This is a genomic window from Catenibacterium sp. UBA627 (assembly GCF_002299355.1).
Classification (GTDB): Bacteria; Bacillota_I; Bacilli_A; order Erysipelotrichales; family Coprobacillaceae; genus Catenibacterium; species Catenibacterium mitsuoka.
This window is the reverse complement of sequence record NZ_DBPF01000119.1, coordinates 21,190-29,911: the sequence shown is the minus strand read 5'-3', so window position 1 is coordinate 29,911 and position 8,722 is coordinate 21,190. Positions and strand designations below refer to the sequence as shown.

The 8,722-nt window shown below is 33.1% G+C and carries 12 protein-coding genes; 8 read left to right on the top strand and 4 right to left on the bottom strand.

The window, feature by feature from the left end; translation table 11 throughout:
- The 4 genes from B2S90_RS07815 to B2S90_RS07800 form a co-directional block, all read right to left on the bottom strand.
- A partial coding sequence (locus B2S90_RS07815; RefSeq protein WP_286696831.1) for a hypothetical protein occupies positions 1-372 on the bottom strand: 372 nt, incomplete at its 3' end.
- 160 nt (positions 373-532) lie between these two features.
- Complete coding sequence (locus tag B2S90_RS07810; protein WP_270468701.1) at positions 533-1,267, bottom strand: HAD-IIB family hydrolase; 735 nt, start codon at positions 1,265-1,267, stop codon at positions 533-535.
- Positions 1,264-1,683 (bottom strand): heme-binding protein, encoded by a 420-nt coding sequence (locus tag B2S90_RS07805; RefSeq protein WP_055234619.1) that lies wholly within the window; start codon positions 1,681-1,683, stop codon positions 1,264-1,266. The genes B2S90_RS07810 and B2S90_RS07805 overlap by 4 nt, the downstream gene beginning before the upstream one ends.
- Before the next feature lie 117 nt (positions 1,684-1,800).
- Positions 1,801-2,589, bottom strand: coding sequence for a MurR/RpiR family transcriptional regulator (locus B2S90_RS07800; RefSeq protein ID WP_286696830.1), 789 nt, complete (start codon positions 2,587-2,589; stop codon positions 1,801-1,803).
- A gap of 117 nt (positions 2,590-2,706) precedes the next feature.
- Between B2S90_RS07800 and B2S90_RS07795 the strand changes: the two genes are divergently transcribed.
- From B2S90_RS07795 to B2S90_RS07760, 8 genes are all read left to right on the top strand, one after another.
- Positions 2,707-4,044 (top strand): MATE family efflux transporter, encoded by a 1,338-nt coding sequence (locus tag B2S90_RS07795; RefSeq protein ID WP_055234615.1) that lies wholly within the window; start codon positions 2,707-2,709, stop codon positions 4,042-4,044.
- A 132-nt stretch (positions 4,045-4,176) separates the two neighbouring features.
- Positions 4,177-4,875 (top strand): amino acid ABC transporter permease, encoded by a 699-nt coding sequence (locus tag B2S90_RS07790; RefSeq protein ID WP_055234613.1) that lies wholly within the window; start codon positions 4,177-4,179, stop codon positions 4,873-4,875.
- A complete protein-coding gene (locus B2S90_RS07785; protein WP_055234611.1) occupies positions 4,865-5,599 on the top strand; it encodes an amino acid ABC transporter ATP-binding protein in 735 nt (244 codons plus the stop codon). The genes B2S90_RS07790 and B2S90_RS07785 overlap by 11 nt, the downstream gene beginning before the upstream one ends.
- 43 nt (positions 5,600-5,642) lie before the next feature.
- Positions 5,643-6,404, top strand: a complete 762-nt coding sequence (locus tag B2S90_RS07780) for a transporter substrate-binding domain-containing protein (protein WP_278778912.1) — start codon at positions 5,643-5,645, stop codon at positions 6,402-6,404.
- A 342-nt stretch (positions 6,405-6,746) separates the two neighbouring features.
- Positions 6,747-7,430 carry a TIM44-like domain-containing protein gene (locus B2S90_RS07775; RefSeq protein ID WP_055234607.1) on the top strand — a complete coding sequence of 228 codons (684 nt, stop codon included), beginning with the start codon at positions 6,747-6,749 and terminating at the stop codon, positions 7,428-7,430.
- 151 nt (positions 7,431-7,581) lie between these two features.
- On the top strand, positions 7,582-8,112 hold the full coding sequence (locus B2S90_RS07770; RefSeq protein ID WP_055235267.1) for a methylated-DNA--[protein]-cysteine S-methyltransferase: 531 nt from the start codon (positions 7,582-7,584) through the stop codon (positions 8,110-8,112).
- A 99-nt stretch (positions 8,113-8,211) separates the two neighbouring features.
- The gene (locus tag B2S90_RS07765; protein WP_006504970.1) at positions 8,212-8,517 is read left to right on the top strand and encodes a type II toxin-antitoxin system RelB/DinJ family antitoxin; all 306 of its coding nucleotides are present in this window, start codon (positions 8,212-8,214) and stop codon (positions 8,515-8,517) included.
- Positions 8,514-8,722, top strand: a 209-nt coding sequence (locus B2S90_RS07760) for a type II toxin-antitoxin system RelE/ParE family toxin (RefSeq protein WP_286696829.1), incomplete at its 3' end; no start/stop codon positions are given. The genes B2S90_RS07765 and B2S90_RS07760, both read left to right, overlap by 4 nt.

Below are 8,722 nucleotides of genomic sequence, written 5' to 3'. Positions count from 1 at the left end.
AATTCTTTTAATGATTCTTTTGAATATCTTCTTTGCCTGCTTCATATCTTCATCACTTAGATGCTGTTTCACTATTTTCTTATGAGTTCTTAGTTTCTCTAACTCATGCATATAATCTTCTTTCACAGCATCCATATAGCCTTCTAACTCTTCCTTATATATCTTGATATGATGATTCTTACATCGCTGACAATAGGCAATTCTTTTCTTAAGGAAGATACACTCAACCATCAAACTATAATATTCTTTATATGAATCAGCATACATTTGATAATTATCTTTTTGATTCTCTTCAACTTGTTTCTTCAGTTCATCACGCTTAATGATTAAACTTCTATAAAGATTGATGAAGTAGTTTGTTGTAGTAGACATCTTTCTATCCTCCTTTACTATATCATACAACTTTTACTCAAATCATGTATTGAGCAAGACTCTCATAAAGTACATTTATAGGTGTTCAAATATTTTTTTGCGTAATGACTATGTATCACATATTAACTATCTTACTTTGTGCACAAAAAAAAGACAGAGATCAACTCTCTGCCTGCAATACTTTATTAATTGCTTCACTCACACTACTTACCACATCATTGATTTCTTCCTTTAAACTATCAGGAGAACTATGGAAAGTAAAACTATAATCACTTGCCTTAAACAAAGGTAAATCATTATAGGAATCACCAATACCAAGCATCTCATTCGCATTGAGATATTTTTTCATTGCCTTTACACCTGTTCCTTTAGAAACACCTTTTACTACAATATCAATAGAATTATTATTCTGATATCCAGATAATAGAGGATATCTCTCATTAACATCTGATACATAAGAAGCTGCTTCCTTATTTGTATCAAAGACTAAAGAAATACTATAAACCTTTAAGTCTCCAATATCTTCAAAACTATTAATAAGAGTTAATAAAGGATTATTATAATAACCAGTTGCATAGAAATGATGCAAATCATTTGTCTGTACAATGATAGTTGCTTTATTCATATAATAGTTGAATATATCTTTGGCTAGATTCTTATCTATAATATGTTCTTCTATCATTTCCTTATTTCTATCTAATAATAAAGCACCAGAAGAAACAATATAGAAATCAAAAGGAATATCCTCTACATCAAATAAACTACATATAGGTCTTCCTGTACATACACCAAACATATTCTTCTTTTGAAACATACGAATGGCTTCCTTATCCATATCTTTAACTTTTTTATCAAATACTAAAGTTCCATCTAAATCACTTGCAAAAGCTATCATTTTTTATACTCTCCCAATGTATTGATAATCAATTGATGATCCTCATCATGGGCAAGTCCTGATACAATCACACACCCACGTAACTCACCCTTTATAATAAGTGGAAAACCTCCACCACATATCGCAATAGTAGAATCATTCTCATCATATACATGTCTTTCTTCTTGATCTAGAAATACATAATAAGTGCTATGTTGATATCGTTCCACTGTATTCTGCTTTCTATCTAACCATTCTACGCCCTTTTTGCCAGGCATCAAATACTGGAACACAATATCTCCATCTAATACAATTCTAATACGTACTGGTTTACTTGTTTTCTTTACTATTTCATTCCCAATACAATACGCATCTTCTGCATCAAAATGATCAAAACTTAGTTCTTCCTCTAACTTTAATACATCTTCTTTATTCATATTCATCACCTGATTCATTTCTATCACAAATCATCTTACAATGAAACAGTTTTCATATGTATAGAAACAAATGTTCTCTTATTCTTGTTTTTTGATAGAATTGATTGGACTAAAAGTTCAATCATTCACCTGATGATAAATAATCGCATAAAGATTACTTAACACATACTGAAAAGCTAATTGTGAATAGAATGTACTAATTCTATTCTCTTTCTCACAATCAGGAATCATAATCAAATCATCACAATAAGCCATTAATGAATTCTTCTTATTCGCAGTAATAAGCCCAATTCTCACATGATTCCTGCTCAATGTCTGAACACACTCTAGGAGTCTTTCTTGTCCTCTATAACTGATAATAAGTGCATAATCATCCTTGTTCATACGTTTAGAAATATGTCTCTCTTCTCCGAATTGTGTCGCAAGAGTAGGGAATATATTCACCTTTACAAGCTTATTCGTAAAATTAATCACTGTCGTCTGTGTATCCCCATAACTAAACAAAAATATACGTTTCTTATAGATAATCTCATGTGCCATAGACTTGAGTACATCTATATCTAGACTTGAATACACCTGCTTAATACTCTCCTGATACAAAGAAAACATATTCTTCATAATCTCTTCTGTCGTTTCATTAAACTGAAAAGGTGTCGTATAATCCACACTCTCTACAATATATTTATTCGCTTCTCTTTCTTTAATTAAATCTACTTTTAAAGCCTTATATCCACTATATCCTGTCTTACGGCATAATCTAATAATAGTCGCATTAGAAGTATAAGTCTTTTTCGCTAAATCATTAATAGATAACTCTTCTAATAAATCCAAGTGATTCATTAAATAATCAATCACTTCTTTTTCAGTCTCTGTATATTTATTTTCCTGTGATATATCTAGTATCATGGGCTTCACCTCTCTTTCTATTTTAAGTGAATTTTCTTTGATTAAAAGAGTAAACAACAAGATATCTTTTATTCTCTTTCTATGATATCATGTATTAATCTTTTAGGAGGAAATAACATGAATCAGACACAAGATTTCACTAAGGGAGTCATCTGGAAACAGTTGCTTTTTTTCTTTTTTCCTATTCTTATAGGAAGTTTCTTCCAACAGTTATATAACACTGTTGATACAATCATTGTTGGACAAGCAGTAGGCACAAGCGCACTTGCTGCAGTCGGTTCAACAGGAAACTTAACGAATTTAATTGTTAACTTCTATGTAGGCTTATCTACAGGTGCTTCCGTAGTCATCGCCCAATACTATGGTGCACAAAATAATAAGAAAATCCATCAGGCAGTGCATACTTCTTATATCCTTGCAATTGTCAGTGGCATACTCATGATGCTTTTTGGCTTATTTTTTTCATATCAATGTCTAGATGCTATTGGTACACCACATGATATATTGAATGATGCCACTCTCTATATGCAGCTTTACTTCTTATGTATGATTCCAGGTGCAATCTACAACATCGGTGCAGGAATCTTGAGAGCAGTAGGTGACAGTAAAAGACCACTCTATTACTTAATTGTATGTAGTATTGTGAATGTCGTATTTGACTTTATCTTTGTAGTCATCTTCCATCAAGGTATCGCTGGTGCAGCCATTGCGACAGTCATTGCACAATCTGTCTGTGCTATACTTGTCACTATTCAATTAATGCGTACAAATGAAGTCTACAAGCTTACATTATCAAAAATGAAATTTCATTTACCTGTACTAAAGAAGATTATTATGATTGGTGCTCCTGCTGGAATCCAATCTACAATGTATAGTATCTCAAACATTGTCTTACAGAGTCATATCAATGCTTTTGGTACACAAACAATCGCTTCATGGTCAGTTTATGTAAAAATAGATGCATTGTTCTGGATGATGATTGCGGCTATTGGTGCAGCTATCACCACATTCGCAGGCCAAAACTATGGAGCCCATCTTCATGACCGTATTAAAAAGGGGACAAGAACAGCCCTTGCTATGGCTTTTGTTATGACTATTTCAATCAGTACAATACTCTGCTTAACAGGCAGTTATATCACAAGATTATTCTCGTCAGATCCCCATATTATTGAAGAATGTTATAGCTTGATGCTGTTCTTAATGCCATTCTATTTCTTATATTGTTGTGTTGAAATATTCTCAGGGACAATGAGAGGATGTGGAGAATCAATTAAACCAATGATATTAGTATGCCTAGGTATATGTGTACTACGTATTGCCTGGCTCACATTCATTTCACCACACTATCCAACTATTAAAGGTGTTGTTGTCTCTTATCCAGTCACTTGGTTTACGACCTCACTACTCTTTATTATTTACTATAAACATTTCAAAAAGCATCATTTTGATGCCTAACTAGGAAACAAAGTCCAACTTTGTTTCTTTTTTAATACAATTTTAATAATATATTTTCATAGTGATAAAATTTCTTTGACATATATTCAGAATTGGTGTAATTTATAAACATAAAAGAAAAGGGGGATTCATGTGAAAGGATTTTTTGAAAATTTAGGTTTTTTTGCCAGTCGATTCAATCAAGCTATAGTGATTACAGCTGAATTATCGATTATATCATTAGTGGCTGCGACTATTATTGGAATCATTGTTGGATTAGTCAATACTTCAAAAAGTAAGTCAGTGATCATGAAGATATTAAAGGCAATCGCCAACCTTTATATTTATATCATTCGTGGTACACCAATGCTTGTACAAATATTGATTATATATTTTGGCTTGGGACAGATGTTAAGACCAACAGGATTTAGCTGGTTAAATATCGGTGGTACTTTTACTGCTGGTACTGTTGCCCTATCACTTAATGCCGGTGCTTATATGGCAGAAATCGTCAGAGGTGGTATTGAAGCAGTAGATAAAGGACAGATTGAAGCAGCTAGATCACTAGGTTTGACTTATGGTAAAACAATGAAAAAGATTGTCTTACCACAGGCTTTAAGAACGATGTTACCTTCAATCATCAACCAGTTCATTATTTCTATTAAGGATACTTCATTATTATCTGTTATTGGTCTAGCAGAATTGACTAACGTTGGTAAAACAATTGCCGCAACGCAGTCAGCTCATATGATGGTCATTTATTGTTTTATGGCTTGTTATTATTTATTTATCTGTACAGTACTTGCACAGGTATCAAAAGTTGTAGAAAAGAGGTTATCTTATGGCAAATAAAAAAGTCTCTGTCAAAAATCTAAAGAAGAACTTTGGTTCTTTAGAGGTTTTAAAAGATATTTCTTTAGAGATTAATGAAGGTGAAGTTATCTGCTTGATTGGTCCTTCAGGATCAGGTAAATCAACATTTTTAAGATGTTTAAACCGTTTAGAAGATATTACAAGTGGCAGTGTTATTATTGATGGTGAAGATATCACAGATCCTAAACTTGATATCAATAAGAAAAGAGAAAACATCGGAATGGTATTCCAACATTTCAATCTTTTCCCACATATGACAGTCAAAGAAAATATTATGCTTGCACCTGTAGAACTCAAGAAGATGACAAAAGAAGAAGCAGAAACAACAGCTTATCAGCTATTAGATAGAGTTGGTCTAAAAGATAAGGCAGATAGTTATCCAGCTCAGTTATCTGGTGGACAGAAACAAAGAGTTGCCATTGCGAGAGCCCTCGCAATGAAGCCTGATATTATGCTTTTTGATGAACCAACAAGTGCTCTCGATCCAGAAATGGTTGGAGAAGTATTAGCTGTTATGAAAGATCTTGCAAGTCAGGGTATGACAATGGTTGTTGTCACTCATGAAATGGGCTTTGCGAGAGAGGTAGGAACTAAAGTTATATTCATGGATGGTGGATATATTGTAGAACAGGGTAATCCATATGATGTCATCAATCATCCACAGCAGCAAAGAACAATAGATTTCTTAAACAAAGTATTATAAGGTATCAACACATAAGTGTAGATATATAAGGGAGGAAACGATTATGAAAATGAAGAAGTTCGGTGCTATTGTATTAGCAGGTTTAATGGCAGTTTCATTAGTAGGTTGTGGAGGAAATTCTAGTAGCAAGAACGAAGAAAAGACTTATATTATTGCGACTGATAAAACATATCCTCCATTCGAAATGGAAGATGATTCTGGTAAATTAGTTGGTGTCGATATGGACTTAATCAGAGCTATTGCCAAGGATCAGAAATTCAAGATTAAGATTAACTCATTAGGTTTTGATGCTGCATGTACAGCACTAGAATCAGGTGAAGCTGATGGTGTTATTGCAGGTATGTCAATCAATGATGAAAGAAAACAAAAATATGATTTCTCAGACCAGTATTATGAAACAGGTGTTTCAATGGGTGTTGCAAAAAATTCAGGTATTAAAGGTTACGCTGATTTAAAAGGTAAAACTGTAGTTGCTAAAACATCTACTGCAGGATTAAAATATGCTCAGTCTATTAAAGATAAATACGGATTCAAACTAGAAGTTGTAGAAGAATCAACATTCATGTTTGAAAAAGTAAAATCTGGTGAAGCAGCTGCATGTTTTGAAGACTATCCAGTATTAAAATATATGGTTAAAACAGGTCAGTTGAACTTCGATATTCCTTGTGGTAAAGAAAGTCCAGCATATTATGGCTTCGCAGTATTAAAAGGTGAAAACCAAGAATTATTAAAGAAGTTCAACAAAGGTTTAGCTAACCTAAAGAAGAACGGTGAATACGATAAGATCGTCGCTAAGTACGAATAAGACTAATTTAAGAGTGATAAGATATATTTCTTATCATTCTTTTTTTATGATATACTTTATCCATGAAAAAAATGAACTCTATACCACTTATTTGTGGTTTATTGTCCATCTCAGCATTTTTTAATCTATTTCTATAGTGCCAACCATGCTCCTTATTCTTATACAGATATCATTCTGCTTGGCCCCTTATTTTCTTTTGTAGGACTTATTTTTTCTATTATCACTAGAAAAACAAGAACACTTATTTGGTGGCTAGGCTTATTACTATGTATCTTAGGCTTTTTGGTATGTATCATGGTATTCATGATATTAGTAATATTTCTAATCTCTTAGGAGGAAGTTATGAAGAAATTAATGAGATGTTTATTTATTGTATGTATATTATGTTTTTCTATTTCCCCTGTTTACGCAAGAGCAGGTGGAGGAGGATCAAGTGGAGGTGGTGGAGGAGGAAGCAGCGGTTCTTCAAGTCATGGATCTCCTCCTGTAAGACGTACAACTTCTCCTCAAGATCGTGTTGTTAGTTTAATAACTTTTTCTTTTATATCATATGGTTTTTCATATATGAAAAAATATCGTCGTAGATATAAAGCTATCTCCATGCATAAGGATATGAAAAAAGAATTAGAAGAAAACAATAATTCTTTCTTTGATGAAAAGAAGATGAACAAAGTAGTCGCTGATTACTATTACACTATTCAGAATGCATGGAATGATAGAGATATGGATACTCTTAAACAATGCCTTTCTCCGACTTTATATGACCAATGGCAAACAAAACTCAACTGGTGGGAGTATGAAGGTATACGTAATGAACTTTCTGATATAAGACTTCTTAAAACAATGGTTGTAGAAGTAGGTGATGACTACTTCTGGTCTTATATAGAAGGTAAGATGAGAGATAGAATGATCAAAGGCAATGAAGTCACTCAGGATAATAAAGAAATCTTTATTGAATACTGGCGCTTTATAGTAGAAGATGACAGGATTTATTTAGACGAAATCAGGCAGGAAGATGAAGTCTAAGATTGACCTTGTGAAATAATTGTGTTACAATACAACCGACAAAGGAATATTTTATAGCATGTCATTCACAAAGCATTAGCTATACGTAGAAAAAGAAATTCTTTTTTGCGTACGCTAATGCTTTTTTTGTTTATTTTTGGAGGTAAAAATAATGGAATATATTAAGAAATACCAGTCTCCTATTGGAAATATTACTATGGCAAGTGATGGTGAATCGCTTATTGGTTTATGGTTTGAAGATGATAAATACTATGCGGATATCTTAAAGGAACCAGTAGAACAGGATTTACCCGTCTTTGATCAGACAATTGCCTGGTTAAACTTATATTTTGATGGAATCGTTCCTAACTTCTGTCCACCTATTAAGATGCAGGGAACACCATTCCAGAGAATGATATGGACTATTATCCAGCATATCCCTTATGGTGAAACAATCACTTATGGTGATATTGCGAAAGCTATTGCGAAATATGGCAATAAGAAAGAAATGTCAGCACAGGCAGTTGGTGGTGCTATTGGTCATAATCATATTGCGTTAATCATCCCTTCACATCGTGTCGTAGGTTCTAAGGGTAACTTAAAAGGCTATGCTTCTGGCGTAGAAAAGAAAAAGAAGCTTCTCCTCTTCGAAAAAGCCTCAGTTATTAACAGCAGTATGAGAATAGATACAAGACTTGCATAATGCAGGTCTTTTTTTATACTTAAAAATATGCTATTAGTATGCGAAAAGATTGCTAATAGCATGCAAAAGTGCTAAACTATAGAAAAGGAGGTAATCATTATGGCAAGAACCGCAAATGTGTTTGCACGTGTTGAACCTGAACTTAAGGAACAGGCTGAAGATATTTTACAACAACTTGGTATTCCGATGTCGAATGCAGTAGGAATGTTTTTAAAACAGATTGTATTGCAAAAGGGTATTCCCTTTGAAATGAAATTACCTAGAACTGAGCCTCTACAATACCAGTCTCTTACTAAAGAACAATTTGATGCAGAAATTGAAAAAGGTATCGCTGACATAAAAGCGGGAAGAGTCTATTCAGCTGATGAAGTTGAAGCAGAAATGAAAAGAGACTTTAATCTATGACTTTTCGTATAGATTACTCTATAGTAGCAAGACATGATATAAGAGAGATTTATCAATACATAGCATATCATTTGTGTCAACCGGAAGCTGCAAGTAGACAAATAAACCATATTATGGAAGAGATACGTTCTTTGGAATTTATGCCAATGAGATATAAATTATATGAAGAAGAACCTTGGAACAGTATGGGATTAAGAGTTTTGCC

Bases quoted from the DNA above. Each gene is read 5' to 3' on its own strand.
- B2S90_RS07810 (WP_270468701.1), bottom strand. From the start codon at position 1,267: ATGATAGCTTTTGCAAGTGATTTAGATGGAACTTTAGTATTTGATAAA.
- B2S90_RS07805 (WP_055234619.1), bottom strand. From the start codon at position 1,683: ATGAATAAAGAAGATGTATTAAAGTTAGAGGAAGAACTAAGTTTTGAT.
- B2S90_RS07800 (WP_286696830.1), bottom strand. From the start codon at position 2,589: ATGATACTAGATATATCACAGGAAAATAAATATACAGAGACTGAAAAA.
- B2S90_RS07795 (WP_055234615.1), top strand. From the start codon at position 2,707: ATGAATCAGACACAAGATTTCACTAAGGGAGTCATCTGGAAACAGTTG.
- B2S90_RS07785 (WP_055234611.1), top strand. From the start codon at position 4,865: ATGGCAAATAAAAAAGTCTCTGTCAAAAATCTAAAGAAGAACTTTGGT.
- B2S90_RS07780 (WP_278778912.1), top strand. From the start codon at position 5,643: ATGAAAATGAAGAAGTTCGGTGCTATTGTATTAGCAGGTTTAATGGCA.
- B2S90_RS07775 (WP_055234607.1), top strand. From the start codon at position 6,747: ATGAAGAAATTAATGAGATGTTTATTTATTGTATGTATATTATGTTTT.
- B2S90_RS07770 (WP_055235267.1), top strand. From the start codon at position 7,582: ATGGAATATATTAAGAAATACCAGTCTCCTATTGGAAATATTACTATG.
- B2S90_RS07765 (WP_006504970.1), top strand. From the start codon at position 8,212: ATGGCAAGAACCGCAAATGTGTTTGCACGTGTTGAACCTGAACTTAAG.